Genomic DNA, 25304 nt, shown 5'->3' with positions numbered 1-25304 from the left:
TCACCGATCGGGGCAGCAGCGGTTCCAGCGCCTGCCATTCGGCATCGGTCAGTTCGTAGCGACGTACCACGCCTTCATGTTGCCCCAGGTCCAGCAACTTTGACGACACGCCCTAGGGCCCCGCCCCTGGCGGCTGAACCCGTCCGGCATTGATGAGGGCTCCCGCGGTTGGAAAGGATGGAGCCCCTGGCAGTTCGATCTTCTTCCCCGCATCCCGCCCAGCGCCGGTATCCGCCCGAGCTGGAGTGTGAGGTGCGCGAGCTGTGCCGGGCCAATGAGCTCCTCAAGGCGGCCTCCGTGCTGCGCGCAGCGCGCACGCCTTTCAGGCGTCCGGGATCCAGTTGCCGTGGAAGCCGAGGGGCACGCGTACGGGCAGGTGGACGCGGGCCACGGGCGGCCCGGTGAAGTCCTGTGCCGACAGGATCACCAGGTCCGAGGCGCCGCGCTCGGGATCGGCGACGTAGGCCATCAGGTAACCGGCGTCTTCCGCGGCCTCGTGCGGGTCGGCGTTGGGGTCCGCGGCGAAGGCGGCCTCGCCGACGGCGGCGTCCCGCGCGAATGAGTGCACCTCCGTCGTGCCCCGCACCAGGTCGTGTTTGACCAGTGCGTTGGTGAACGCGTCGTCGGGGTGCGGGCCTTCGGGGACGAACCGCATGCCGTACACCGGGGTCACGGCGGAGTAGCCGTACTGGTGCGGGCGGGAGGCGTAGGCGTCGTTCACGCGCGGGAAGTCCTGCGCCCGGTCGTCCACGCACCGCTGCTCCAATGTGCCTGCGCGCAGGTCGATGCGCCAGCGGTCGAGCCTGGGCTTGATGCCCCCGGGGTCGGTGACGTCCACGGGCCCCTCGGCGGCGATCAGGTCCACCGTGATGGTCGAGCCGTCGTCGTAGGCGTTGAGGACGTGGCTGACGTAGAAGGGCTCGGCCGGGAACCAGCGGACCTGCCCGCCCGCCCGGGGCAGGACGCCCACGTGAGCCTGATGCGCAGGGTTCCAGCGGAAGCGCATCGCCTCCATGGCGAAGGTGAGCGGGATGTCGAAAACAACCACGAAGTTCTCCGACAGCGCGAAGTCGTGGAGGAACGGCAGGTCCCCGGGCAGCGGAAGGTCGGCGACCCGGGCGACCGTCCCCGCCGGGTCGGTGACGATGTGCTGGGCGAACGGGCGGCCCAGCACGTACGCCACCGAGTGCAGGTCGCCGGTGCGCGGATCGGCTTTCGAGTGGGCGTTGGCGCTGGACCCCTCGGGCGTGGCACCCATGGGGCACTCCCCGATCGTGTCGAGTTCGTAGCCGAGTTCGTGCGGCAGTCCGCCCGCCTCCGACAGGGCCAGGGTGCGTCCGGCGTGACGGAGCACGTGGATGTTCGGGGAGGGCGGCAGGAACGCGGGCGGCTGCAGTCCGCGCTGCATCCTGTCCAGCGCGTCGGAGACCTCCGCCGAGCGGACCCAGCGGTTGCGGTACCACTCGGCCCGGCCGTCGCGGATCCGCACGCCGTGCACCATGCCCGCGCCGAAGGCCCAGAAGTGCGTGGCAGGGTCTTCCACGCCGAGCGGGTTCGGGCCCAGCCGCAGGTAGCGGCCGTTCAGGTCGGCGGGCAACCGCCCGGTCACGGGCAGGTCATAGGCGGTGACCTCCTCCTTCACGGGAGCGAAGGGCCCGTGAAGGTAGCGGTCGTCGTGGTTCATGCTCACCTCGGGAGTTTCGTTGTACGGTGTACGAAACGAGACGGTACACCGGCCGGAGACACGTCATGGGCGACCGGCAATGATGTGCTAGGCCAGCAAAATGGTCACTCAGCAGGCGTGGGACGGCGACCGCCCGGCCGTCGCGGCCGGTTCGCCACTGTCCTAGTACAGGAAGGGAACGCGATCGACCATGCGGCGAACCGGAAGCGGCTCTGCCCCGCCCTACCTGCGGATCGTGAAGGAGATCGAGCGGCGCATCGACTCGGGCGCGTTGCGGCCCGGCGACCGCGTCCCCTCCATCAGGCAGGCCGCCGCACGATGGGGCGTCGCCACCGCGACCGCCGCCAAGGCGCTGGACACGCTGCGCCGACAGGGCCGGGTGGTGGCCGTCCCCCGCGTGGGCACCGTCGTCGCCGAACCCGCCCCCGCATCCACGCCCCGCTCCGGGGCCGGGGCTGTGACCGGGCGGGCGCGCCGGGAGCGGCGCGCAGCGGCGACCGGCCGGAACGACGAGCGCGAGCGGGTCGTGCGCGCCGCCATCGTCCTCGCCGACGCGCAGGGCTTCGAGGCGGTGTCCATGCGCGGCATCGCGGTGACGCTCGGCATGCCCACCATGTCGCTGTACGGCCTGGTGCGCGGCAAGGAGGAACTGGCCGCGCTCATGGCCGACACCGTGTTCGGCGAACTGGAGCTGCCCCGGACGCCTCCTGCGGGCTGGCGGGCCCACCTGGAGCTCGCGGCGCGTCTGCAATGGCGCCTCTATCTGCGCCACCCCTGGTTGCCCCGTCTCATGTCGCTCACCCACCCGCAGCCGCTGCCCAATCTGCTCAGGTTCGGCAACTGGGGCATGAGCCCCATACTCGGGCTCGGCCTGGACCCCGAGACGGCCCGGATCGTGTGGTGGGCGGTGGCCAACCACGTCAGGGGAACGGCCACGAATCTGGAGGCGCAACGCGACGCGGAACAGCACACGGGGTTGTCGCCCGACCAGTGGTACACCGCCCACCTGCCGTCCCTGCACGCCGCGCTCTCGACGCCCACGGCGCCGATCGACGACCGGCTGGGATTCGACCTGACCGCGTTCTTCGAGGCCGGGCTGCGGCTCCTGCTGGATGGGGCCGCGGTCCAGATCGGACGACAGCACCGGACGTAGCGGGGCGTCACCGGTGATCAGGCGGGGTTGCAGAGCAGGTGCCTAACGGCGTAGCAGAGTCATACCCAGGGCGACCTGAGCCGGTTCCAGCGAGGTTTTGCCGTCCTCGATGTCCCACAACGCGTTCTGCAGGATGCGGCCAAGCGTCCACCCGGTCGCCCGCTGCCGGTCCAGGCCGAGCACTTCGGTCAGGAGGTCGAAACGGCGCAGGACCGCGCGGGTCACGTCGCCGGTCGCCACCACCGCCTCCTCCCATCGGCTGTCCAGCGCCGGCCACAAGTCGAACCCGGGGTCGCCGGCCAGCGGTTCGGGGTCGATGGCCAGCCATGGTTCCCGTCGCCCGGCGAGGATGTTGTCGTAGTGCAGGTCCCAGTGCAGCAGGCGGTCACCAGGTTCGCCGATCAATTCGGCCACGGCGGACGCACAGGTCCGTACCAGTTGCTGCTCGGCCGGGTCGCGCAACGCCCGTACAGCGCGTGGCGCCTGGTCCAGCATGGCGGCGGCGATGTCGGCCAGGCGCCGCAGACCGGGTGGGGCGGGCACCGCGACCAGGCGGGCCATCAGCTCGGCGAGGATCTGCATGGCGGCATGGTCGTCGACCACCGATGACAGCGGCCGGGCTGTGTCCAGTCGTTCCAGCAACATGGTGCCGGTGTCCGGGTCGTGGTCGAGCAGGTGCACCGCACCGTTGCCGTTCCATGCCCGCAGACCGGGCACGGCGCCGGCGTTGTCTTCGCTTGCCTGCTGGAACTTCAGCACGGCGGGCACACCGTCTGCGCGGATCACCGGCAGCACGAGCGAGGCCATGCCGTGCTCCGCGGGGCCGTCCGGCCGCAGCGTCCAGCGGTCCAGCATCTCCGCGGCCAGCCGGGGCAAGTCGGCGATCCAGGCACGGGCGGACGCGTTGTTCCCGCCGTACGACGCGGCGAACGCGTCGGGGACGTCGATGGGGATCGACGTGCTCATCTCAAGTACCTCCTTCGTGGGTTCCGGGTTGTTCGGGATACGAAGGAGGTCCTTGGGGGTGCCCGGCTTCCGGGCTGGCGTCAAAGCATGCTTCCACCCTAGCCGAACACGATCACGTTTGGCGCTGGCGGTGTGGGCGGTTGCGGGGGTTGCGCATCGCTGAGCGGCAGCATTGCCGGCCGTCGAACACCGCCCGGGGCCGGTACAGCCCGACCTCGGCTGAGGAAACGTGCACCGATGCGCCCTGCCCGGTGATGCCCCCTGCCTGCCTTGCCTGTTGTGCCAAGCGCTCAGAGCGCCTCGAACGGGCCAAGGGCCGTCCGTTGTTTCTTCTTCCGTAATCCGGGACTTCCTGAAGGCCGATTTTCCGGCAGGCCAGTCCAAGCCATCCGCAAGTCTCCTCCAAGGAAACCGTGGGATCTTGATTCCGATCGATCGGACGAGAAAAGGGGAAACCGTGCTCTTACGTTCTAGACCCGGGGCTCTTCTGTCTGTGGCGGGCCTTGTCGGGTCACTGATTCTTGTCAACGCGAACCCGGCGAGCGCCGCCGCATCCCAGCTCGGATTCGGCCTCACCCTGTATGTCCACGACGTGGACGAGGAGGGGACCTGGAGCAACGGCGACGAGGTCTTCATCAATGTCGTGCACAATGGATTTCCTCGGCGTTATGCCCCCACCGACGGCACGATCGATGTCAACGAATCCGACGAGGGCGGAATAGTCGACCTCCAGTCCTCATACCCCCTCACCTACGACGTGGGCAGCGAAATAACGATCCAGGTTTGGGAGGATGACACTTCCGGGGACGACCTCCTCGCCCAGAGCAAGGTCACGGTCCAGTGCAACAACCAGTTCGGTGGGGTCACCCCACTAAAGGATCGGAAGTACTATCACTACTCGTTCGAGGGCAGGATCCACTGCTGACCTTGACCGGTCATCGATGTTGCACGGCGCACTCCCTCGATCCCGGTTCAGGGGAGTGAAGGACGGGCACCAGATGCACCGCCCGACCCTCGCACGCGGAGGCTGCGGAGAAAAGCCCCGCGGAGTTCTACCCGGATCAAGGTGTCTCAGCCCAGCAGCTCCAGCACCCGCCGCGCCTGGCGCTCGCCAGCACACCGCCCGCGCCGCAGTCGGGAGGGCGCGCCGTCTGGGCGTGGGCCTTGGCCGGTGCGGCGGCCGTCCCCCCTCCTCCCGGCGCCGGGGGAACCATCGCCAGCACGGAGGCCGGGATCGCGGTGCGCAGGCGGGTCACGGCCCTGGCCAGCGCGCCCACCTGGCCGCCGGTGAGCACCCGGCCGCGCAGCGGCACCCCGTCCAGGCGCGACATCACCACCCGCGGCGGGAGTGCGGTCAACTCCGCGCGCACCGGCACGGCCGCCAGATCCGGCGCGTGCTCGTTCAGCAGCGTGAGCAGCTCCCACTCCCGTCGCGGCTCACCGCGATCCCAGGACGCATACGTCTTGATCACCACATCGCCGTCGAACACGACGCCGTGAGTGCTGAATCGGCCGGTCATGTCACCTCCCGCTGCGCGTGATATCCGGCGTGGCCCAGAGAGAGAACGAGCGGGTTCAACCCGAGCCCGCAAGCGGCGGGCCGCTTGCGGCCCGGCCGGTCATCGCCGCGCCGGAGCCGACAGCAATCCACTGTCGCCGAGCACTCGCTGTACGGTCACCTCCAGGGAGCTGTCTTGGCCGATGATCGTCTCCCACCCGCCCGGCAGCAGGTCCCGCTCCCGATACCACTGGCGCATCTCGGCCTCGCCGTACTCGGCAGCCTGCGGCTTTGTGGCGTGCCGCCGCAGCGTCTCGGTGAACGCGATATCGAAGTAGTAGCCGTGGGTGGCGCCGCGGTGGTCACTGCGCAAGGCCTGCAGCATGTTCCCATAGCGGTCGGCGAACAGAATCCCCTCGAGCAGGACGTGGTAGCCGTGATCGAGTGAGTACCGGACGATCGTGTCGATCAATCCGATGTTGGCTGCGCCAGCCCGATCGGGCTCTTTCAGGATGTCGCGGCGGATGACGTCCTGGCCGACCAGGGCCAGACCGCGGCCGTAGGCCTCCCGCACCGCGCGGGCCACGCTACTCTTCCCCGCCGCTGAATTCCCGCGAAAGATGATCAAGGAAGTTGAGGTCGAGCCGGTGCGCACCACGCCAGCCTACGGGTGAACCTCACCGGCCAGACCGGTTTCACCGGCGGCGCGGAGCCGTCCAAGACGTTGATCGATGTGGCCACCACCGCGTTCACCCGGGTGGGAGCCCTCGGGTGACGGAGCGTCGTTCCTCACCACCAGTAGACGGGGTAGCGCGGTGTCATCCCGCTGCGCCCGACGAGTGCGCCGACGACCACCAGAACGACGGACGCGGCGGTGAGCGCCGGCAGGAACGGGACCGGGGCCGGTTGCTGGGTGACCACGATCACCGCAGTGGCCGCGGCGGGCGAGTGCGGCGTACGGGCCAGGGCCATGACCCCCAGGGCCAGGCCTCCGGCGAGGGCGGCGGCCCAGGCGGAATGGCCGGCGACGGGCAGCACGGCGAATCCGGTGAGCGCCGACAGCACCTGACCGCCGATCACGCTCCGTGGCTGCGCCAGTGGCAGGGCCGGTGCACCGAAGATCAGGGCCGCGCTGGCGGCGAGCGGGGGGATCAGCCAGACCTGGTGCAGCAGAGTGCCGAGCGCGGCCAGGGCGATCAGTGCGATCGTGGAGCCTGCGGTGGCCGCGGCGATGATCGCCGTCTTCTGCCGGGCAGGTGCCCCGCTGGTGCGGGCCTGCCGCGCAGGCGCCGCGGTGAGCTGGTCGGACATCGGCTTTCCTCGTCGAAGTGAGCTGTCGGTGAAGCGGATGGAGGTGCTCGTGCGCACCGCTGCGGCATCGCCGAAAACGGCGGCGGCGCCGGATGATGTGGCCGAGGTGGCTCACCGGTCAGCCGAGGTGGCTCACCGGTCAGCCGAGGTGGCTCACCGGTCAGCCGAGGTGGCTCGCCGGCGGCCAGTCGATGTCGACGTCGGCCACCGTCATTTCTAACGGATGATCCATTTTCTTTGCGTTAGAAGCATGGCACATGCCTCTAACGGACACAAGTCGGATTTACCGTTAGAAGGTGGGGGTGGGGGAGTTTGGGGGCGGTGCCGCCTCACGCGGGTGGCAGTCGGCCGATGGCCACCCGCCGGGGATCTCCTCAAGCCGCGTTTCTCAGCCTTTGACCCTGGAGGCGGCAAGATGCGGACGTCTACCGAGGTCGATGCGACCATCGCGAGTCGGCCCGGGCCTGGTGCGGGCGAACTGCTGGAGCCGACGCTGGCCAGTCTTGAGATCGAGGAGCCCAGGTAACCGCTGGCGGGCATCGGATCGTTCGTGCCGGCGGGAAGGCGGGGCGGTCCCCCGCGGTGCGCGCGGACCGCCTCGCGAGCCGCTAGAGCGGCTTATTCGTTACATCCAGGATCTTGCGGGAGAAGATCCGGTCGAAGAGATTGACGGCAGTTGTCAAATCTCCATCGGCTTTCGGAGCGACCCTCGATGAACAGATGGAAGAGCCTCCTGCTCGCCGTGGCGGTGGCCGTACCCCTCAGTGCCCTGCCCATGGCGACCGTCCCCGCCGCGTCCGCGGCCTCCTCACCCCAGCCGTCCGCGACCCCCTCACCGGCCCCTCCCGGGCCGATCGAGAACAACGAGACCCAGCCCGTCTACTCCCGCGCCGACGCCCTGATCGAGACCGTGTTCGTGGAGCTCGCCGGGACCGACAGCGACGCCGACGGCCGCCCCGACCGGGTCGCCGTCGACATCATCCGGCCCAAGGAGACCGCCACCGGGCTGAAGGTCCCGGTCGTCATGGAGGCCAGCCCCTACTACGCCGGCGGCAACGACGTGGACAACCACGTCGTCGACCTCGACGGCTCCGACCCGGCCGGCATGGAGTACCGCCGCAACAAGTTCCGCGAGCTGCAGGACGAGATGTTCGGCCAGGACGACAACCCGGCCGCCCGCGCCGCCTCCGCGCCCTTCCGCGGCTACTACGACAACTACTTCGTGCCGCGCGGCTACGCGGTCGCGCTGGTGGAGAACGTCGGCTCGGGCCGCGCCACCGGCTGCCCGACCACCGGTCTGCCGAACGAGACCGCCGGGCCCAAGGCCGCGATCGACTGGCTCAACGGCCGCGCCAGGGGATTCGACGCGGCGGGCAACGAGGTGCGGGCCGGCTGGTCCACCGGGAACGTCGGCATGATCGGCGTCTCCTACAACGGCACCCTGCCCAACGCCGTCGCCGCCACCGGTGTCCAGGGACTGAAGACCATCGTGCCGATCGCCGCCATCTCCTCCTGGTACGACTACTACCGCGCCAACGGCGGCGTGGTGGCCCCCGGCGGCTACCAGGGCGAGGACGCCGACGTGCTCGCCCGCTACGTCCTGACCAGGGAGGACGGCCAGGAGGTCTGCGGCGCGCTGATGGACGCCATCGAGCGCGATCAGGACCGCGTCACCGGTGACTACTCGCGCTTCTGGCACGAGCGCAACTACCTGCCCGACGTGCGCAAGGTGCGGGCCAGCGTGTTTTTGGTGCACGGCCTCAACGACTGGAACGTCAAGACCAAGCAGGCCGTCCAGTGGTGGGACGCGCTGGCCGAGCGGGGCGTGCCGCGCAAGATCTGGCTGCACCAGGGCGCGCACTTCAACCCCTTCAACTTCGCCCGGCGCAACGCCGAGTGGCTGCGCCAGCTGCACCGCTGGTTCGACTTCCACCTGTACGGCCTGCGCAACGGCATCCTGGACGAGCCGCAGGCCGACGTGGAGTACGCGCCCAACCAGTGGGCCCAGCACGCGACCTGGCCGCTGCCCGGCACCCGCGACGTCCGCCTGCGCATGAGCGCCGGATCCGGCGGCCAGAACGGCACGCTGGGCTTCGACCGCGGCCGCGGCCACGCGGTGGAGTCCTTCACCGACCAGAGTGCGCGCACCGCCGAGCAGCTCGCCGAGAACACCGCCGCCGCCGACCCCAACCGCCTGGCCTACCTGTCGGCCCCGCTGACCAGGGACGTCCGCCTGTCCGGCACCCCGGAGGTCGCGGTCCGGGCGGCCTTCTCCGGCGGACGCTCGCCGTACCTGACGGCGCTGCTGGTCGACTACGGCACCGACGCCCGCGCCTACGGCCAGGTGGTCTACGGGCCCGACCCGGTCTGCTACGGCCAGGGCGTCCCCGGTGACACCGGCTGCGCCCGGCTGGCCGAGCACGTCACGACCACGGCCCCCTACAAGATCATTACCAGGGGCTGGCTCGACGTGCGCAACCGCCACTCCGACTCCCGCACCGAACTGCTGCGCGAGGGCCGCTTCTACGACTTCGCCTTCGACCTCCAGCCGAACGACTACGTCATCAAGGCCGGGCACCGGATCGGCGTCGTGCTCATCTCCACCGACCGCGACTTCACCCTGCGCCTGCCCGCCGGGACCCGGGTCGAGGTCAAGCCGGGCGACAGCTCGGTGACCCTGCCGCTGGTCGGCGGGCGGCGGGCGCTGGGCTGACCGGGGCGATCCGCCGGTTCCCGATCAGCCCGGGAACCGGCGGATCGCCCCCGGGGCGCCGCGCAGGGTCCCCGGGACTTCCCGGATCTTGACTGGTGCCCGGCACGCTGGTGTAGTGGCTGCGATATGCGCCGTTCAGAGAGCTGGAAGACGGAGCGACGGCGCCGCTGGGGGCCGCTCGCCCTGACCGCCGCCGCCCTGCTCGCGGTCGGGCTCGCCGCGAGCTGGGTCCGCCATGGAGGCGGGTTCGCACTGGGGGGCGGGCTGGACCTCGGAATCGACCTCGGGCGTCCCAGCCCGCCCCCGGCCGCTCCCGGACCGGGTGATCCCCGGCCCGCCGGGGACGAGGCGATGGGGGAGTTCGGCTTCTGGACCGTGGTCGTCCTCGGCGCCGCGCTCGCCGCACCGGTGATCGTCATGCTGGTCAGGATGCTCCTCCGCACCGGGGAGGAGTCCCCGGCGCCCGCCGTACCCCCGCTCCCGGACGGACCGGAGGAGACGGTGCGGCAGATGCGCGAGGCGCTCCGGGCAGGGCTGGCCGACCTCGACTCCGAGGACGACCCGCGCCGCGCCGTGATCGCCTGCTGGCTCCGGCTGGAGCGCGCCGCGGCCCGGGCGGGAACCCCGCGCGAGGCCGCCGACACCCCCGCCGACCTGGTCTCCCGGCTGCTGTCGGCGCACCGGGTGGGAGCGGCGGCGCTGGAGCGGCTCGCCGCCGCCTACCGCCGGGCCCGCTACAGCCCGCACGAGGTGGACGGCTCCCTGCGGGAGACGGCCCGGCGGGCGCTGGCCGAGGTGGACGCGGAGCTGGGGCCGTGACCGGAGAGCCGGGTTGTGACCGGGGGGCTGGGGCGGCGACCGGGGAGCCGGGGCCGTGACCGGGCTGATGTGGCACGCCGGCGTGCTGGCGGTGGCCGCGCTGGCGGCTCTCCTCCTGCTGCGCCGGATCCCCGGCGGCGGCCCCCGCCCGCCGGTCTCCGCGCCGGAGCCGCCCACACCACCCGAGCAGACACTCACGGAGATCCGCTGGTGGGAGCGTCGGCTCGCCTTCGCCTACGACGACCCCGGCAAATACCCCTCGCTCGTCCGCGACCGGCTCGCCGACCTGGCCGCCGAGCGGGTGCGTCTGCGGCACGGGGTGACCGATCCGGGACGGGCCCGGGAGATCCTCGGTGACGACCTGCACACCCTGATCACCGCCCCCCGGGCGGAGATCCCGACCCGCGCCGAACTGGCCCGCCTGATCGCGCGTATCGAGGAGATATGACCATGGAACCCGCAGAGGCCGGCAGGCACGCGCGCGAGGTGCTCGACCGGGTCGGCACCGTCGTGGTCGGCAAACGCGAGGCCCTGGAACTGGTGCTGTCCGGGATCCTGGCGGGCGGTCACGTCCTGCTGGAGGACTTCCCCGGCCTGGCCAAGACCCTCACCGCCCGCTGTTTCGCGCAGACCCTCGGCCTGGACTTCACCCGGCTGCAGTTCACCCCCGACCTGCTCCCGGCCGACGTCACCGGCTCCTTCCTGTACAACCAGCGGGAGGGCGACTTCGTCTTCCGGCGCGGCCCGGTCTTCACCGACCTGCTGCTCGCCGACGAGATCAACCGCACCCCGCCCAAGACCCAGGCCGCGCTGCTGGAGGCCATGCAGGAACGCCAGGTCAGCGTCGAGGGCGTCACCCACCGGCTCCGGACGCCCTTCCACGTGCTGGCCACCGCCAACCCGATCGAGTACGAGGGCACCTACCCGCTGCCGGAGGCGCAGCTCGACCGGTTCCTGCTGCGGGTCTCCTTCGGCTACCCCTCGCCGGAGGAGGAGCAGACGATGCTCCGGCGCCGCATGACCCGCCGGACCGAGGAGACCGTGCTGGAGCCCGTCGTCGACGCCGCGACCCTCGCCGCCATGCAGGACACGCTGGAGGACGTGGCCGTCGAGGACACGGTCGGCCGCTACATCGTGGACATCGTCTCCGCCACCCGGGACCACCCGCAGATCCAGGTCGGAGCGTCCCCGCGCGGCTCGCTCGCCCTGCTGCTGACCGCCCGCGCCCGCGCCGTCCTCGACGGCCGCGACTACGTCGTCCCCGAGGACGTCAAGCGGATCGCCCCGGCCGCCCTGTCCCACCGCCTGAGCCTCCGCCCGGAGATGTGGCTGCGCCGCGTCGATCCCGCCGGGATCGTCGAGGAGATCTGCGCCCGCGTCCCCACGCCCGCCTCCGACCACCTGCCCACCTACACCGGTTCCTCCTCATGAGGCCCACGGGGTGGGTCACGACGGCGGCGTTCCGTCGCGCGGCCGTCCTGCCGGCCGCGCTGTGCCTGCTGGCGGTGGCCCTGGGTCGGCCGGACCTGCTGGCCGTCGCCGTGCCGTTCGCGCTGGGCACCCTCCTGTCGCTGCGCTCCCGGCCCGCCCGCGCCCCGGAGACCCTCCTGACCCTGACCGGGGACACCGTCACCGAGGGCGGCACGCTCACCGGGGCGGTCACCGTGGCCGCCGACCCGGGGACGATCTGCGTGGTGGTCCCGGCGGCCGACCCCGCGCTCGGCGTGGAATCCCGCCCCGTGGTCGCCGGGGTCCCCGCCGGGGTTTCCGCCCGAGTCACCGCAGTCGCCGGGACCACCGGGACCGCCGGGACCGCCGGAACCGCCGCTGAGACCGGCGGGCCGGCCGGAGCCGCGAGGACCGCCGCGGTGCCGCTGTCCGGCACCGCCCGGCGCTGGGGCGTGCACACGTTCGGGCCGGTCCGCGTCCGGGTGTTCGCCTGCGACGGGCTGCTGGAGTTCCCCGAGCAGACACCGCCGCCGAAACTCGTACGGGCCCTGCCCGCCGCCGAGCCGTACTCCTCCCGCACCCCGGTGCCCCGCCCCGGCGGGATATCGGGCCTGCACCGCTCCCGGCGGCCGGGTGACGGGGGAGAACTGGCCGGGGTCCGGCCCTACCGGCCGGGGGACCGGCTGCGCCGCATCGACTGGCGGGTCACGCTGCGCGCCCGCGAGCCGTACGTGAACGCCACCCAGCCCGACCGCGACGCCGAGATCGTGATCCTCCTCGACGTGCTGCGTGACGTGGGCGGCGGGCCGGGCGCCCCCGGCGTGCTGGACGCCGCGGTCCGGGCCGCCGCGGCGATCGCCGGGCACTACACGCACCAGGGGGATCAGGTCTCGCTGGTGGAGTTCGGCCCCCGGCTGCGGCGGCTGCGCCCCGGCACGGGCCGCCGGCACCACCTGGCCCAGCTCGCCTGGCTGACCGAGACCAGGCCCATGCCCGGCGGGCAGGAGGCCCTCGGCGACCGGCTGCTGGCCATCGGGATGCTCCCGCCCGGAGCTCTGATCGTCATGCTCACCCCGCTGCTGGACCCGCGCAGCGCCACCGCGCTGGCCGTCCTCGCCCGGGCCCGGCGCGCGGTCGTCGCGGTCGACACCCTGCCGGAGGGGCTGCCGCTCCGGTCCACCGGCGAGTGGGCCGAGCCGGCCGAACGCATCTGGCGGCTGGAGCGCGACAACACCGTCGGCCGCCTGCGGGAGGCCGGTGTGCCGGTCGAGCCCTGGCGCGGTTCGGGGAGTCTGGACGCGGTCCTGCGCGACGTGGCCCGCGCCGCGGCGGTGATGCGATGAACCGCCCCGGCGACGACGCCCTCCCTCCGCCCGGCGGCGCCTCCTCTCCGCCCGGAGGCGACGGCCGCGGGGCCGGGCGCGTGCAGCTCCACTGCCTGGTCCTGCGGGCGCTGGTGTGGGCGGCGGGGACGGCCGTCCTGCTCGTCGCCATGCCGCCGGACTACCGGGCCGGGCCGGTGATGCCGCTGCTGGCGGTCCTGCTCGGCCTGCTCACCGCCGCCGACCCGGACGGCGGATGGGTGCCGGCGACGCAGGCGGTCACCGTGGTGGCCTGGCTGCTGACCACCCTGGTGTACGGCTACGCCCCGTCACCGGCCATGGGCCTGCTCATCGGCCTGCTGCTCTACCTCCACCACGGCATGGCCGCGATCGCGGCCCGGATCCCGGCCTCGGCCCGCGTCCCGGCGACGCTGCTGGCGCCGTGGCTGGCCAGGACAGGGGCGGTGACCGTGGCCTCGGCCGCCGTCTGCCTCGCCCTGGCCGCGATCACCGGTGCGGCGGGGAGCGCGGTCCCGGCCGCGGTGGCGGTCGTCCTGGGGGCCGCCGGAGCCCTGACCCTGGCCCGCGTGCTGCGGGACGCGGCCCGCTGACGGGCGGCCGTACCCCGCCGTGCTCCCGGCCGGAGCCGCCGGGAGCGACCCTGAGGGGTGACCCTGGCTTGTCCCTGACTTCGGCCCGCGCGCCTGCCGTACGGCCCGGCGGGCGCATACCGTGGAGACATGGGACGAATTCTGCTGATCGTGGCGGCCGTGGTGATCGCCTTCATGCTGCTCGGCTCGGTTCTGGGCTTCCTGTTCGGCCTGCTCAAGTGGGCCCTGATCATCGGCCTGGTGGCCGTGGTCGTCATGGGCGCGGCCAGGCTCTTCCGCCGGTCCTCCAGCGTCCGGGACTGAGACGGCCGGGACTGGGGCATCCGGGATCGGGTGGCTCTCCGCGCCGGTTCGCCTTCCGTGCGGGGTCACTCTCCGTGCAGGGCGTGGGCCGGTTCCAGGGCCGCCCACTCCTGGCGGCGCGCCTCGGCCACGACGATGGCGGCGGCCACCCCGACGTTGAAGGAGCCGACCCGTCCGACCTGGGGGATGTAGCACACGGCGTCGGCGGCCTCCAACAGCGCGGGTGAGCAGCCGTGGTCCTCGCTGCCGACCACCAGGCACACGTCGCCGGAGAGGTCCGCCTCGTGCAGCGGTACGGCGTCGCCGGTCAGCTCCACCGCGACCACGCGGAAACCGGCCGCCTTGGCGGCCCGCACGGCCTCCACCACCGGGACCGGCTCGTCCCAGGTGACCAGCCGGTCGGTGCCGAGGGCGGTCTTCTGGGCCTTGGGGTTGGTCGGGGGAGTGGCGTTGCCGGCCAGCCAGATGTGCTCCACTCCGAAGGCGGCGGCCGTACGGAAGATGGAGCCGACGTTGAACGGCCCGGTCACCGACTCCACGATCAGGGCCAGCCGGCCCTCGGTGTTCCGGCGCCAGGTGCGGTTGAGCCGCTTGACGTCGGTCGGCCGCAGCTGCCTGCGCGGGTTGGTGGTCATCGGTGCCTCAGCGCTCCTCGTTCGTTCTTCCTGGATCCATGGCCGGCTCTCCGCCCGGGACGGGCCGCCCGCCGCGTCACGGCGCCGGATCCGCCGCCTCGCGCGCCCGGACCTCGATGATCCGGTAGGACGACCGGGAGGCCGTACGGCTCGCGGGCCATCCCTGCTCGTTCAGCCAGCGCTGCAGGGAGTCGGAGCCCAGGTGTCTCTGCACCACCAGGTAGGCGGCGCCGTCCGGGGTGAGGCGCGACAGCCAGCGGGTCAGCATCTCGTGCAGGGCGGCCTTGCCGATGCGGATCGCGGGGTTGGACCAGATGACGCGGAACCTGACCTCGGGCGGGACCTCGTCGGCATGCACTGACCTTACTTTGTCAAGGCCGGCGGTCCGTGCATTCCGCGCACACAGCTCCACGGAACGGCGGTTGACGTCCACCGCCCAGACCGTCGCCCGGGGGGCCCGCGAGGCCAGGGTCAGCGCGATGGGGCCGTACCCGCATCCCAGGTCGAGCAGGTCGCCCTCCGGCGGGGGAGGCGGCACGCTCTCCAGCAGGATCCGCGTGCCCTGGTCGACCCGCTCGGGGGAGAACACCCCGCTGTCGGTTTCGAGCTTCAGGTGCAGGTCGGGGAGGACGAGCGTGACCGAGCCGGGACGGCTGGCGGTCGCGGGACGCTCCTCGAAGTAATGTGCCACCCGCCTATTGTCGCGTCTCCGCCGCGCCGCTCCGCACGCCGGGAAAACCGGATGCGCGCGGCCCGTGAAGGTGCCTAGGATCGGCGCCATGGCTACGCCCCGTACTTCCTAGCTGGACGACCAGGTCTCGCGTCATCCCTGTGTCCTCCAGTAACTACGGAGCGTAATCGTAATGATCACTGTTGTCGACGTCGACGTGCGCGTCGGCGCCCGTCTCCTGCTCTCCCGGACCGCCTTCCGCGTCGCCCCCGGCGACAAGATCGGCCTCGTCGGCCGCAACGGCGCCGGCAAGACCACGTTGACCCGGATCCTGGCCGGAGAGACCCTGCCCGCCGCGGGCACCGTCAGCCGGGTGGGCTCGGTCGGCCACCTCCCGCAGGACCACCGCACCGGCGACCTCGGCGGCACCGCGGCCGACCGGATCCTGTCCGCCCGCGGCCTCGACCGGGTCGTCCGCGACCTGCGCGCCGCCGAGGCGGCGATGGCCTCCGGAGAGGACGCGATCGAGAAGGCGATGCGCGCCTACGCCCGCGCCGAGGCCGAGTTCCAGGCCCGCGGCGGGTACGCGGCCGAGGCCGAGGCGGCGCGGGTGGCCGCCGGGCTGGGCCTGCCCGAACGGGTGCTGGCCCAGCCGCTGGGCACCCTGTCCGGCGGGCAGCGGCGCCGGGTCGAGCTGGCCCGCGCCCTGTTCGCCGGGCATGACACGCTGCTGCTCGACGAGCCCACCAACCACCTCGACGCCGACTCGATCGGCTGGCTCCGCGGCTTCCTCGCCGCCTACCCGGGCGGGCTGGTCCTGATCAGCCACGACACCGGCCTGCTGGAGGCGTCCGTCAACCGCGTCTTCCACCTCGACGCCGACCGGGCGTGCCTCGACGTCTACAACCTCGGCTGGCGGGCGTACCTGGCCCAGCGCGAGACCGACGCCCGGCGGCGCAGGCGGGAGCGGGCCAACGCCGAGCGCAAGGCGGGCACGCTGCTCGCCCAGGCCGACAGGATGCGGGCCGGGGCCAACACGGCGGTCGCGGCGAAGAACATGGAGCGCCGGGCGCGGCGCATGCTCGCCGTCACCGAGCCCGAGCGGCGCGCGGAGAAGGTCGCCAGGATCCGCCTGCCGGAGCCCGCCCCGTGCGGCCGGACCCCGCTCGCCGCGACCGGCCTGACCAAGTCGTACGGCTCGCTGGAGGTGCTCACCGGTGTGGACCTGGCCGTCGACCGGGGCAGCCGGGTCGTGGTCCTCGGTCTCAACGGCGCCGGGAAGACGACCCTGCTGCGGATCCTGGCCGGCCGGGAGCGGCCCGACGCCGGTCTCGTCGTCCCCGGGCACGGGCTCAGGCTGGGCTACTACGCCCAGGAACACGAGACGCTCGACGCCGGCCGTACGGTCCTGGAGAACCTGACCTCGGCCGCGCCGCAGCTGGCCGACGGCGAGGCCCGGCGCGTGCTGGGGGCGTTCCTGTTCTCCGGCGACGACGCGGCCAAGCCCGCCGGGGTGCTGTCCGGCGGGGAGAAGACCCGGCTGGCCCTGGCGATCCTGGCCTGCTCCGGCGCCAACGTGCTGCTGCTGGACGAGCCGACCAACAACCTCGATCCGGCCTCCCGGCGGGAGATCCTCGACGCGATCCGCGCCTACCGCGGAGCGGTCGTGCTGGTCACCCACGACGAGGGCGCGGTCGAGGCGCTCCGGCCGGACCGGGTGCTGCTGCTGCCCGACGGCGCCGAGGACCTGTGGAACCCCGGCTACGCCGACCTGGTGTCGCTCGCCTGACACGGCCGCACGGCGCACGGCGCACGGTGTGTCGTGCGCCCGCCGGTCCTCCCGCGTCCGCCCCGGGAACCCGCCCCGGGGCGGACGCTCGGATCCCGGCGGAGTGCATCCCCTGACAATTACATGCGAATCGCATACAATCTCGATATGGGCATCCCTGAGCGCACCGGAGCGGCCGTCGCACGCTGGCACGCGGCCGTCAACGACAAGGACCCGGCCGCCGCGCGTCTGGCCGTGTGCGATCCGATCGTGGTCAACGGGCCGAAGGGGGCCGGCTCCATCACCCCGGACGAGTTCGCCGACTGGGTCATGCGGTCGGGCATCGAGCTCCGTGCGAGATCGTGGCATCCGGTCGGCGACGGGGTGACGGTCGTCGAGCAGGACGCCCGCTGGCCCGGGGACACCGGCTGGACACCCGTGGCGACGGTCTTCCGCACCACCGGTGACCGGGTCTCCGCCGCGCTGCGCTTCCCCGATCCGCACACCGCCCTGGAGTTCGCCCGCCTCCACGCCGAACTGGCCGCGACCGAGACGCCGCCGCGCACGCCCCACGGTGATCCCGCCGCCGGGGCGGGCGCGGGCCAGGCGCTCTTCCAGTTCGTCCGGCACTGGTCACGTCGCTGGAACACCGACGGCGCCCTGGCCGAGCGCGGCAGGGACGTCCAGGTGACCGAGGCGGTCCACGCGCTGCGGGGACGGCCGCAGGTGACCGTCAACGACGTGGCGGCCGAACTGGCCGTCGACCAGTCCGGGGCGTCGCGGATGGTGGCGCACGCGGTCGAGCGGGGCTACCTCGCGACCCACCCGGCGCCTGCGGACGCCCGGTGCCGCGCCGTCAGCCTGACCGACACCGGCCTCGCCCTCCTGGAGGCCGCGCACTCCTGGCAGGAATCCGTCTTCGCCTCACTCACCCCGGACTGGACCGAAGCCGAGCGAGCGGAGTTCCACCGCGCCATGCTCCGCCTCCTCGGCCGATCCGCGGAACTGCTCACCGAGGGCAGGTGACCGCCCGGCCCCCGGCTGGGGACAGCGCTCACGGCAGGCGGGTTCCCAGCACCATGGCGAAGACGGCGAACAGCAGCCCGACCACGACCGCCGCCACGACGAACCGCTGGCTGATCTCCTGGTTGACCGTACGGTAGCCGAGGGAGGTGCCGATCTGCTCGTAGACCGACCGCAGCTCGCTGCCGGACTCCGCCTCGTAGGCGCGGCCCCCGGTGCCCTCCGACAGGGCCTGCAGCGTGGCCTTGTTCACCGGCACGTTCACGTCGCGGCCGTCGATGGAGACGGTGCCCTCCTGAGTGCCGTAGGCGATCGTGGAGACCGGCACGCGGGCGCCGACCGCCGACTCGATCGCCTCGGCGACCGAGCGACCCGAGGTGTTGTCGCCGTCGGACAACAGGATGATCGCGGCGGGCGGCGGGTTGGTCACCGCCTGCTGGTCGAAGGAGCGGATGGAGTCGAGGGAGCTGAAGACCGCCTCGCCGATGGCGGTGCCCGCCCGGGTGTTCAGGTTGCCGAGCGAGGTGACCACGGCCTGGTGGTCCGTGGTGGGGGAGACGACGACCCCGGCGGAACGCGCGAAGGCGACCAGCCCGACGTTGAACCGTTCGGGCAGGTCGGCGACGAACTTCTGGGCGGCGTCCTTGGCCGCGGCGAGCCGGCTGGGCGGGACGTCGGCGGCCTCCATCGACAATGAGACGTCCAGCGCGATGATGATGGTCGCCCGGTCCCTGGGGACCTGCACCGAGTCGGCCGGCCGGGCGGCCCCGACGATCAGCAGGCTCATCATCAGGAAGAACAGCACCGGGGCGACGTGGCGGCGCCAGCCCGGCCCGGCCGGGACCACCAGGTCGAGCAGGGGCAGGTTGGTGAAGCGCACCGCATGGCGGCGCCGTGCGAACTGGGCGGCCACGTAACCGGCCACCACGGCGGCGAGCGCGGCGAACAGCCACAACCAGGCGGGGGAGAGGAAGGTCACCGGGCCACCCCCGCCGCCGGGTGCCGGTGCGCGACGTGCGCCGTACGGCGCTGCCTCAGCACGAACTGCGCGATGTCGGCGACCCAGTCGCGATCGGTGCGCAGCACCAGGTGATCGACGCCGCAGCGGCGCAGCGCCGCGCGGGTGATCTCCCGCTGGCGGGCCGCCGCCTCCGCGTAGGCCGCGCGGACCTTCGCGGTGAGCCGGACCTGGCGGCTCCGGCCCGACTCGGGGTCGGTCAGGCTGATCAGCCCCACCGGCGGCAGTTCCAGCTCCCGCGGGTCGATCACCTCGACGGCCAGTACCTGGTGGCGGGCGGCCAGGCGGCGGACCGGTCGCTCCCAGAGCGGCTCCAGGCCGGGGTCCAGGCTGGGCCGGTTGTCCAGGAAGTCGGAGACGATCACCCGCAGGCCGCGCCGGCGCCGGGCCGCGGCCAGCGCCTCGACCGCCTCGGCCAGGTCGGGGGCGTCGGGCACGGACCGGCCCCGGGGCGCCTGCGCAAGCGAGTTGAGCAGGCCGTACAGGGCCGCGCGGCCTCCCCGGGCGGGCATCCGGTGGATGTACTCGTCGTGCAGGACGTAGGCGCCGAACCGGTTGCCGACCCGGGAGGTCAGGAACCCGATCGCGCCGACCGCGGCCACCACCAGATCCCGTTTCTCCACGGCGGCGGTGCCGAAGTCCATGCTGGGGGAGAGATCGGCCAGCACCCAGGTCTCCAGTTCCCGGTCGGCGATCAGGTCCTTGACGTGGGGGACGGACGTGCGGGCGGTCACCGCCCAGTCCATCCGCCGGACGTCGTCCTCGCCGGGGACGTAGATCCGGCTGTCCCCCGCCTCGCTGCCCGGTCCCGGGATCAGACCCTGGTACGAGCCGTGCAGCAGCCCGTCGAGCCGCCGCACGACGGTCAGTTCCAGGCGCCGGAGCACCTGCTCGGCCGTGTGCACAGCGGTTCCGGGGCGGGTGGCCGGCGTCCCCCCGCTGTGCCGGTGGCGGGGCCGAGGGCTCACCGGGGGCCCTGATTCCAGACGACCACGGGCGGCGGCACGGCGGCGAGGATCCGGCGGACCACCTCGTCGGGGTCGAGCCCGTCGGCGACGGCGTCGAAGGTGAGCATCAACCGGTGGGACATCACATCCACGGCCACGTCGCGGACGTCGTCGGGGAGCAGGTAGTCGCGGCCCCGGATCAGGGCGAGGGCGCGGCCGGCGGAGACCAGTCCGAGGGTGGCGCGGGGGCTGACACCGATCTCGATGCTGTCCTCCAGCTCGACCATGCCGTACTCGGCCGGGGAGCGGGTGGCCATCACCAGCCGGACGACGTAGTCGGCGACGAGGTGGTGCACCGAGACCTGCTCGGCCAGATCCTGCAGGGCGGACAGCCGCACGGGGTCGAGGACGGGTTCGGGGACGGGCGGGGAGACGCTCATCCGGTGCAGGATCTCCAGTTCCTCGTGGGCGCTGGGGTGGGCGACGCGGACCCTGAACAGGAACCGGTCGCGCTGGACCTCGGGGAGCGGGTACACCCCCTCGGACTCGACCGGGTTCTGGGTGGCCAGCACGACGAACGGCTTCGGCAGCGGGTGGGTCCGCCCGGCCAGCGACACCTGGCGTTCGGCCATGACCTCCAGCAGCGCCGACTGCACCTTGGCCGGGGCGCGATTGATCTCGTCGGCGAGCAGGAAGTTGACGAACACCGGCCCCAGCTCGATGTCGAACTCCTCCCGCGAGGGGTGGTAGACCCGGGTGCCGACGATGTCGCTGGGGACCAGGTCCGGAGTGAACTGGATGCGGGCGAAGCTGCCGCCCACCACGGTGGCCAGGGTCGAGGCGGCCAGGGTCTTGGCGACTCCGGGCACGCCCTCCAGCAGGCAGTGGCCCCGCGCGAGCAGTGCCACGAGCAGCCGCTCCACCATGTGCTCCTGGCCCACGATGACACGCCGGACCTCGGCCAGCGCCTCGCGCAGCAGCCCGGTATCGGTCTCGCCCGGCAGTTCTTCGGCGACGGTCATGTTGAATATTCCACCAAACGAGATGCCGCCTGACACGGCTGATCGGATCCGGATTTCCTGTCAATACCCACTGCACGTGATGTGATCACCCTCGTGGCTTTCGCCGTGGTTTTCCCCGGTGTGCTTTCATGGCAGACGTGGCCACTCCGCTCCAGTACGGTGACCCGCCTCTGCTCGGGCCCTTCGTCCTGCAGGCCCGCCTGCGCGTGGGTCCCGCCGGACTGGTCTACCTGGGGCAGGGTCCCGACGGGCGGGCGGTCTCGGTCGCGGTGCTGACCAAGGGCGCCGCCCGGGACCCGGCGGCCCGCGACCGCTTCGTCACCGCGATCAGGGAGGCCGCCGCGGGCCGGAACGGGGTCCGGGGATGGGTGGTCAGGGCGTCGCGCGGCCGTACCGCGGTGGTCGAGGGAGCCCCGCAGGTGCTCGCGATGGGGGGCGGGACCGCGCCGTGGGTCGCCACGCCGTACGAGCCGGACCGGGCGGGGGCCGAGCGGTTCCTGGAGCCGGTGCTGGTGCGCGGCACCCTGATCGGGGAACGGCACGGCCCGGATTTCGCGCCGCACTGGCTGGGTGATCGCGCGCCCGCGCTGCCCGTGCCCAGGACCGCCCCGCCGCCCACCGAGACCCGCCGGGCGGTGATCGTCGCCGCCGTGGTGCTGGCGGTCCTGCTGTCACTGCTGACCTCGATGCTCTGGCTGCTGTTCCGCGGGGAGGAGGAGCTCGACCGGTTCCCCCCGCCCCCGCCGGCGACGCTGTTCGTGCCCACCCCGCCGCCGGTCCCGATGACGCCGGTACCGCAGCAGCCCACCCCCTCCCCGTCCCCCACGGAGAGCGGGCCGGGCACACCCGGCACGGAGGACGGAGACGACGAGGCGGGCGGCGAGATCTGAGCGCCCGTGACCGGGGTGCGTTTCACAAGCCGAGGGATGCGTTTCCGGTCGGCTGACCGGGATGGTCCCGGGCTGGCCGGCCAGAGCGTGCATCGGTCTTCGGTCCGGCACACGCCCACCGGGATGAACGCGTGCCGGTTCGGTCAAGCCGGCACGCGCATCAAAGGAGCGTGAGCGCCTTGGCCACGCCCGGGTCGCGCCCGGTGGCCAGGTCGAGGGCGGTCATGGGGGCGTAGTGGTCGACCGGTACGCCGATCGTGTCGATGATTTCGCGGTCGGGGCCGAGGTGCCGGACCTTGGGCAGGATCAGGACGCTGCCGTCATCGAGGAGGTATCCCTCGCCGGGACCGGAGACGGCCCCGGCCGTGCGGGTCCCGACGAGGGTGCCCAGGGCGTTGTCCTTGACCGCCGCGCTGAAGTCATCGCAGGCCGAGGCGCACGCGCGGTCGGTGAGGACGACCAGGCGCGAGCCGAGCAGCGGGACGCTGTCGTCGGTCCGGTTGGGCACGCAGTCACCCTTGAGCGGGCAGAAGTAACTGGTGACCTTGCCGTGCGCGAACGCGCCGAGCAGCCGGGTCACCTCGCGAGGTGACCCGCCGCCGTTGCCGCGCAGGTCGAGGACCACCGCCTCCGGTTTGCTCTGCAGTTCGGCGATGACCTGGTCAGCGGCGCCTTCGTAGAATCCGGGCAGCTGGACGTAGATGGCGCCGCCGGGAAGCTTCTTCGACGTCACCTTCGGGGGCTGCCGGGTGATGGGGCCCTGTCTGAGCTCGACGGTGCGGGTCCGTCCCGTCGTGGGGCGCTTGAGCGTGAGCCGTACCGGGTCAGAGGCGAAGACGTCGATGATGCCGTGGTTGACGGTGTCCCCGATGACCGTCGGCACGCCGTTGACCTTGACCATGATGTCGCCGGGCCGGATGTCGGCCTTGGCGGCGGGGCTGCCGGGCAGGACCCGGGTGATGAACAGCGGCGGCCGGGCCGCCGGGTCGAACTGCGGGCCCTGCCCGGCCGACACGCCCACGATGCCTGTCCCGACCGGCCCGCCCTCCGGTGGCGGGGTCGGCCTGACCCAGCGGGCGTGGTTGTCGTGGAGTCCGGCGACCATGCCGGTGATTGCGGCGCGCAGCGCGGCGGGGTCACCGGTCCCCAGGACCTTCGCGAAGGCGGCCCAGTCGGTGTCGCGGTTTCCGGTCAGGGCGGGCAACCGGAGGCCGGCCCGGTCGGCGCCGCGCCGTATCAAATCCTGGGTGTAGGCGGCCAGGGCGCTCTTCAGCAGTGCCCTGGAATCCATGACCGGGCCGCTGTAGTAGTTGTCCAGCACGCAGAAGTACGCCTGCCGGAGAGTGTTCACCGAGGTCGGCGGCGCCGATTGCGGCGGTGGCCCCGTGACGGCGGCGCAGCCGGCGCCTGGGGTGGAGACCGGCTGAAGGGGCGGGGCGGACGCAGACGCGGACATGGAGCAGGCCGTCACCAGGACGGCGGCGCAGAAGGTTCTGATCATGGCCGCCAGCATGGCCGGAGGCCGGTTACACGGCGGTGAACGCCGCTGTTACCGCCATTCGTGGAGGAACGTCGGCATGCGGGTTCCGGTGGTGGGAGACGAGCGCGATCCGGCCGATCTCGTGGCGGCAGGGCTGCGTCGCCGAGGGTCACGGTGAGCACGCCGGGAAGGAACTCGGCCTGGCCTTCGAGCCGAGCATTCGATCCGGGCTCATCGCCGCGTCTCGTATCGGGTCAGCACCACGCCGCCGGGAAATGTCCGTGTCTCGACCAGCGTCAGGTTCACCCAGCTGTCCAGCGCGGTGAAGAACGGCGTGCCACCGCCCACCAGGACCGGCACGGTGACCAGCGCGTACTCGTCGATCAGCCCGGCCCGCATGGCCGCCCCGGCGAGCGTCGCGCCGCCGATGTCCATCGGGCCGCCGTCCATCGGGCCGCCGTCCCCGGCCTTGAGCCGGGCGATCTCGGCGACCGCGTCGCCGGTGACCAGGCGGGTGTTCCAGTCGACCTTGCCGATCGTCGATGAGAACACCACCTTCGGCATGTCCCGCCAGCGGCGCGCGAACTCGATCTCCGCCGGTGTGGCACCCGGCTGCTTGTCGGCGGTCGGCCAGTGGGAGCTCATCGCCTCCCACAGCTTGCGCCCGTACAGCGCCAGGCCCGTCGCGTCCACCCGGTCGGACCACCACTGGAACAGCTCGGCGCTCGGCGATGAGTCCGGTCCCTCCCCTCCGCTCCAGCCGAGGTCGCCGCCGGGCGCGGCGATGTAGCCGTCCAGGGTCACGTTCATGGCGAAAGTCAGTTTTCGCATCGTGTCAGTCTCCTGTGAGTCGATCTCACATGTACAGATGGGCACGGCGCGGGAACCTCATCGGTGCGCGGCCTTCGTCCGCAGCTGGTCTCGCGTCCGCGACCAGCGGCCCGCACGTGCGTCGCAAGATCCACGAGTACCTACCTCTACCAGCGTCGGCGCACGGTGAAGCGGTTGATACACCCATCGGTGTGAAACGTCCGCTAAGGGGTTGAACCTCACGTAACGTGAGTCCTTAGCGTCGGACCCATGGAATTCATCGTTCACGACACCCCGCGGGCCATGCTCGACCTGGTGGAGCTCCCGCTCGAACGGCGCGCCGGCGCACTGCGTGACATGCTGGCCCCGATGCGCGAGGCCGTCCCGATACCCGGCGACATCGTCGACATCCACCACCGGGGAGGCGGCTTCCGGGTCGACCGCGACGACGACCGCTACCTGCCCGCGCTGCGCCGCCTCGTCGGCGAGGACGTGCGCGGCCAGATCGAGCGCACCCTCCAGGCCGCGTGGAAGCACCTGTCCGACACGGTCCCCGGCATCAAGGGGCCGGACGCCCTGCAGGTCATGTTCGTGCTCGGCGACCCCGACGACAGGTACCTGATGGACTCCGTCGGCGGGTACTACGGCATGGGGAGCTCGCCGGGCTGGCTCTACCTGCTGGCCTGGCCGTCGGAGGACGTCATCGGCCGGATCGCGCACTGCGCGACGCACGAGTTCCACCACCAGGTGCGCTATCACAACGTCGAGTGGAACCCGGTGACCGTGACGGTCGGCGAGCACGTCGTGGCCGAGGGGCTGGCCGAGGCGTTCGTGCGCGAGCTGTCCGGCCCGCAGGCCATGGGACCCTGGTCGGCGATGGTGACCGGCCCGGAGTTCGACCGCGCCTACGAGAAGATCACCGCGGATGCGGGCCTGGCCGGGATGGCCCGCACCCCGGCCTACGTGCTGGGCGACTCGGCCGCCGGCAGGTTCGGCCAGGAGCCGGTCGGCATCCCGGACATGGCGGGGTACGGCGTGGGCCTGCGCATCGTGGACGCGCACCTGGCGGCCTCCGGTCTGACCGTGGCGGAGAGCACCGTGCTGCCCGGCGCGGAGATCCTGCGCAGCGCGGGGGTGGGCGTCCCGGCGGCTTAGTACTGCAACGGCACTTGTGTATTTACGCCCGCTTTGTGATCATCCCTGTCTCGTGAC

At 72.3% G+C, this 25304-nt stretch carries 25 protein-coding genes; 13 read left to right on the top strand and 12 right to left on the bottom strand.

The window, feature by feature from the left end; genetic code table 11:
* Positions 1-322 precede the first annotated feature (322 nt).
* Positions 323-1684 (bottom strand): carotenoid oxygenase family protein, encoded by a 1362-nt coding sequence (locus tag IEZ08_RS36340; RefSeq protein WP_068928834.1) that lies wholly within the window; start codon positions 1682-1684, stop codon positions 323-325.
* 190 nt (positions 1685-1874) lie between these two features.
* On the opposite strand from IEZ08_RS36340, the gene IEZ08_RS36335 reads away from it, so the two are divergent.
* A complete protein-coding gene (locus tag IEZ08_RS36335) occupies positions 1875-2837 on the top strand; it encodes a GntR family transcriptional regulator (protein WP_068923765.1) in 963 nt (320 codons plus the stop codon).
* 42 nt (positions 2838-2879) lie between these two features.
* On the opposite strand, the gene IEZ08_RS36330 is transcribed toward IEZ08_RS36335, so the two are convergent.
* Positions 2880-3803 carry an aminoglycoside phosphotransferase family protein gene (locus IEZ08_RS36330; protein WP_068923764.1) on the bottom strand — a complete coding sequence of 308 codons (924 nt, stop codon included), beginning with the start codon at positions 3801-3803 and terminating at the stop codon, positions 2880-2882.
* A 493-nt stretch (positions 3804-4296) separates the two neighbouring features.
* Here IEZ08_RS36330 and IEZ08_RS36325 point away from each other — a divergent pair, with 493 nt between their 5' ends.
* Positions 4297-4728, top strand: a complete 432-nt coding sequence (locus tag IEZ08_RS36325; protein ID WP_068923763.1) for a hypothetical protein — start codon at positions 4297-4299, stop codon at positions 4726-4728.
* A gap of 136 nt (positions 4729-4864) precedes the next feature.
* On the opposite strand, the gene IEZ08_RS36320 is transcribed toward IEZ08_RS36325, so the two are convergent.
* The 3 genes from IEZ08_RS36320 to IEZ08_RS36310 form a co-directional block, all read right to left on the bottom strand.
* Complete coding sequence (locus IEZ08_RS36320; protein ID WP_068923762.1) at positions 4865-5323, bottom strand: hypothetical protein; 459 nt, start codon at positions 5321-5323, stop codon at positions 4865-4867.
* 99 nt (positions 5324-5422) lie between these two features.
* Positions 5423-5956, bottom strand: coding sequence for a kinase (locus IEZ08_RS36315; RefSeq protein WP_141704019.1), 534 nt, complete (start codon positions 5954-5956; stop codon positions 5423-5425).
* 134 nt (positions 5957-6090) lie between these two features.
* On the bottom strand, positions 6091-6612 hold the full coding sequence (locus tag IEZ08_RS36310; RefSeq protein WP_189243988.1) for an HPP family protein: 522 nt from the start codon (positions 6610-6612) through the stop codon (positions 6091-6093).
* Between the two features lie 712 nt (positions 6613-7324).
* On the opposite strand from IEZ08_RS36310, the gene IEZ08_RS36305 reads away from it, so the two are divergent.
* The 7 genes from IEZ08_RS36305 (at position 7325) to IEZ08_RS36275 (ending at position 13829) form a co-directional block, all read left to right on the top strand.
* Positions 7325-9325, top strand: a complete 2001-nt coding sequence (locus IEZ08_RS36305; RefSeq protein WP_068923759.1) for a Xaa-Pro dipeptidyl-peptidase — start codon at positions 7325-7327, stop codon at positions 9323-9325.
* A gap of 126 nt (positions 9326-9451) precedes the next feature.
* Positions 9452-10144, top strand: coding sequence for a DUF4129 domain-containing protein (locus IEZ08_RS36300; protein WP_189243987.1), 693 nt, complete (start codon positions 9452-9454; stop codon positions 10142-10144).
* Between the two features lie 55 nt (positions 10145-10199).
* The gene (locus tag IEZ08_RS36295; RefSeq protein WP_189243986.1) at positions 10200-10592 is read left to right on the top strand and encodes a hypothetical protein; all 393 of its coding nucleotides are present in this window, start codon (positions 10200-10202) and stop codon (positions 10590-10592) included.
* 2 nt (positions 10593-10594) lie between these two features.
* Entirely contained in the window at positions 10595-11575 is a 981-nt protein-coding gene (locus IEZ08_RS36290; RefSeq protein ID WP_189243985.1) for an AAA family ATPase, read from the top strand.
* Complete coding sequence (locus IEZ08_RS36285) at positions 11572-12936, top strand: DUF58 domain-containing protein (RefSeq protein ID WP_189243984.1); 1365 nt, start codon at positions 11572-11574, stop codon at positions 12934-12936. The genes IEZ08_RS36290 and IEZ08_RS36285 overlap by 4 nt, the downstream gene beginning before the upstream one ends.
* Complete coding sequence (locus tag IEZ08_RS36280) at positions 12933-13526, top strand: hypothetical protein (RefSeq protein WP_068923754.1); 594 nt, start codon at positions 12933-12935, stop codon at positions 13524-13526. Before IEZ08_RS36285 ends, IEZ08_RS36280 begins: the two co-directional genes overlap by 4 nt.
* A gap of 129 nt (positions 13527-13655) precedes the next feature.
* The gene (locus IEZ08_RS36275; protein ID WP_176728507.1) at positions 13656-13829 is read left to right on the top strand and encodes a hypothetical protein; all 174 of its coding nucleotides are present in this window, start codon (positions 13656-13658) and stop codon (positions 13827-13829) included.
* 65 nt (positions 13830-13894) lie between these two features.
* Here IEZ08_RS36275 and IEZ08_RS36270 read toward each other — a convergent pair whose 3' ends face one another.
* Both IEZ08_RS36270 and IEZ08_RS36265 read right to left on the bottom strand, forming a co-directional pair.
* Positions 13895-14464: a TrmH family RNA methyltransferase gene (locus tag IEZ08_RS36270; RefSeq protein WP_068923753.1), complete on the bottom strand. Its 570-nt coding sequence runs from the start codon at positions 14462-14464 to the stop codon at positions 13895-13897.
* Between the two features lie 76 nt (positions 14465-14540).
* On the bottom strand, positions 14541-15155 hold the full coding sequence (locus IEZ08_RS36265) for a class I SAM-dependent methyltransferase (RefSeq protein ID WP_189243983.1): 615 nt from the start codon (positions 15153-15155) through the stop codon (positions 14541-14543).
* Positions 15156-15327: 172 nt separating this feature from the next.
* Between IEZ08_RS36265 and IEZ08_RS36260 the strand changes: the two genes are divergently transcribed.
* Together IEZ08_RS36260 and IEZ08_RS40035 are read left to right on the top strand one after the other, a co-directional pair.
* Complete coding sequence (locus IEZ08_RS36260) at positions 15328-16923, top strand: ABC-F family ATP-binding cassette domain-containing protein (RefSeq protein ID WP_189243982.1); 1596 nt, start codon at positions 15328-15330, stop codon at positions 16921-16923.
* A 147-nt stretch (positions 16924-17070) separates the two neighbouring features.
* Positions 17071-17928 carry a MarR family winged helix-turn-helix transcriptional regulator gene (locus IEZ08_RS40035; protein ID WP_229803909.1) on the top strand — a complete coding sequence of 286 codons (858 nt, stop codon included), beginning with the start codon at positions 17071-17073 and terminating at the stop codon, positions 17926-17928.
* Positions 17929-17956: 28 nt separating this feature from the next.
* Here the strand turns inward: IEZ08_RS40035 and IEZ08_RS36245 are convergent, their stop codons facing one another.
* From IEZ08_RS36245 to IEZ08_RS36235, 3 genes are read right to left on the bottom strand one after another with little or no spacing between them, the layout of a single operon-like run.
* Positions 17957-18904 carry a VWA domain-containing protein gene (locus IEZ08_RS36245; RefSeq protein WP_068923750.1) on the bottom strand — a complete coding sequence of 316 codons (948 nt, stop codon included), beginning with the start codon at positions 18902-18904 and terminating at the stop codon, positions 17957-17959.
* On the bottom strand, positions 18901-19848 hold the full coding sequence (locus IEZ08_RS36240) for a DUF58 domain-containing protein (RefSeq protein ID WP_229803907.1): 948 nt from the start codon (positions 19846-19848) through the stop codon (positions 18901-18903). The genes IEZ08_RS36245 and IEZ08_RS36240 overlap by 4 nt, the downstream gene beginning before the upstream one ends.
* A gap of 59 nt (positions 19849-19907) precedes the next feature.
* On the bottom strand, positions 19908-20912 hold the full coding sequence (locus IEZ08_RS36235) for an AAA family ATPase (RefSeq protein ID WP_084780126.1): 1005 nt from the start codon (positions 20910-20912) through the stop codon (positions 19908-19910).
* 128 nt (positions 20913-21040) lie between these two features.
* On the opposite strand from IEZ08_RS36235, the gene IEZ08_RS36230 reads away from it, so the two are divergent.
* Positions 21041-21802, top strand: a complete 762-nt coding sequence (locus IEZ08_RS36230) for a hypothetical protein (protein ID WP_189243980.1) — start codon at positions 21041-21043, stop codon at positions 21800-21802.
* A 160-nt stretch (positions 21803-21962) separates the two neighbouring features.
* Here the strand turns inward: IEZ08_RS36230 and IEZ08_RS36225 are convergent, their stop codons facing one another.
* Together IEZ08_RS36225 and IEZ08_RS36220 are read right to left on the bottom strand one after the other, a co-directional pair.
* Entirely contained in the window at positions 21963-23303 is a 1341-nt protein-coding gene (locus tag IEZ08_RS36225) for a S41 family peptidase (protein WP_189243979.1), read from the bottom strand.
* 210 nt (positions 23304-23513) lie between these two features.
* Entirely contained in the window at positions 23514-24113 is a 600-nt protein-coding gene (locus IEZ08_RS36220; protein WP_068923746.1) for a dihydrofolate reductase family protein, read from the bottom strand.
* Between the two features lie 249 nt (positions 24114-24362).
* Here IEZ08_RS36220 and IEZ08_RS36215 point away from each other — a divergent pair, with 249 nt between their 5' ends.
* Positions 24363-25247, top strand: coding sequence for a DUF2268 domain-containing putative Zn-dependent protease (locus tag IEZ08_RS36215; RefSeq protein WP_068923745.1), 885 nt, complete (start codon positions 24363-24365; stop codon positions 25245-25247).
* Positions 25248-25304: the final 57 nt, after the last annotated feature.

This window comes from Planobispora rosea, assembly GCF_014648175.1.
GTDB classification, from domain to species: Bacteria; Actinomycetota; Actinomycetes; order Streptosporangiales; family Streptosporangiaceae; genus Planobispora; species Planobispora rosea.
Note: the sequence above shows the minus strand (reverse complement) of the source record. Positions and strands in the feature narration are given on the sequence as shown.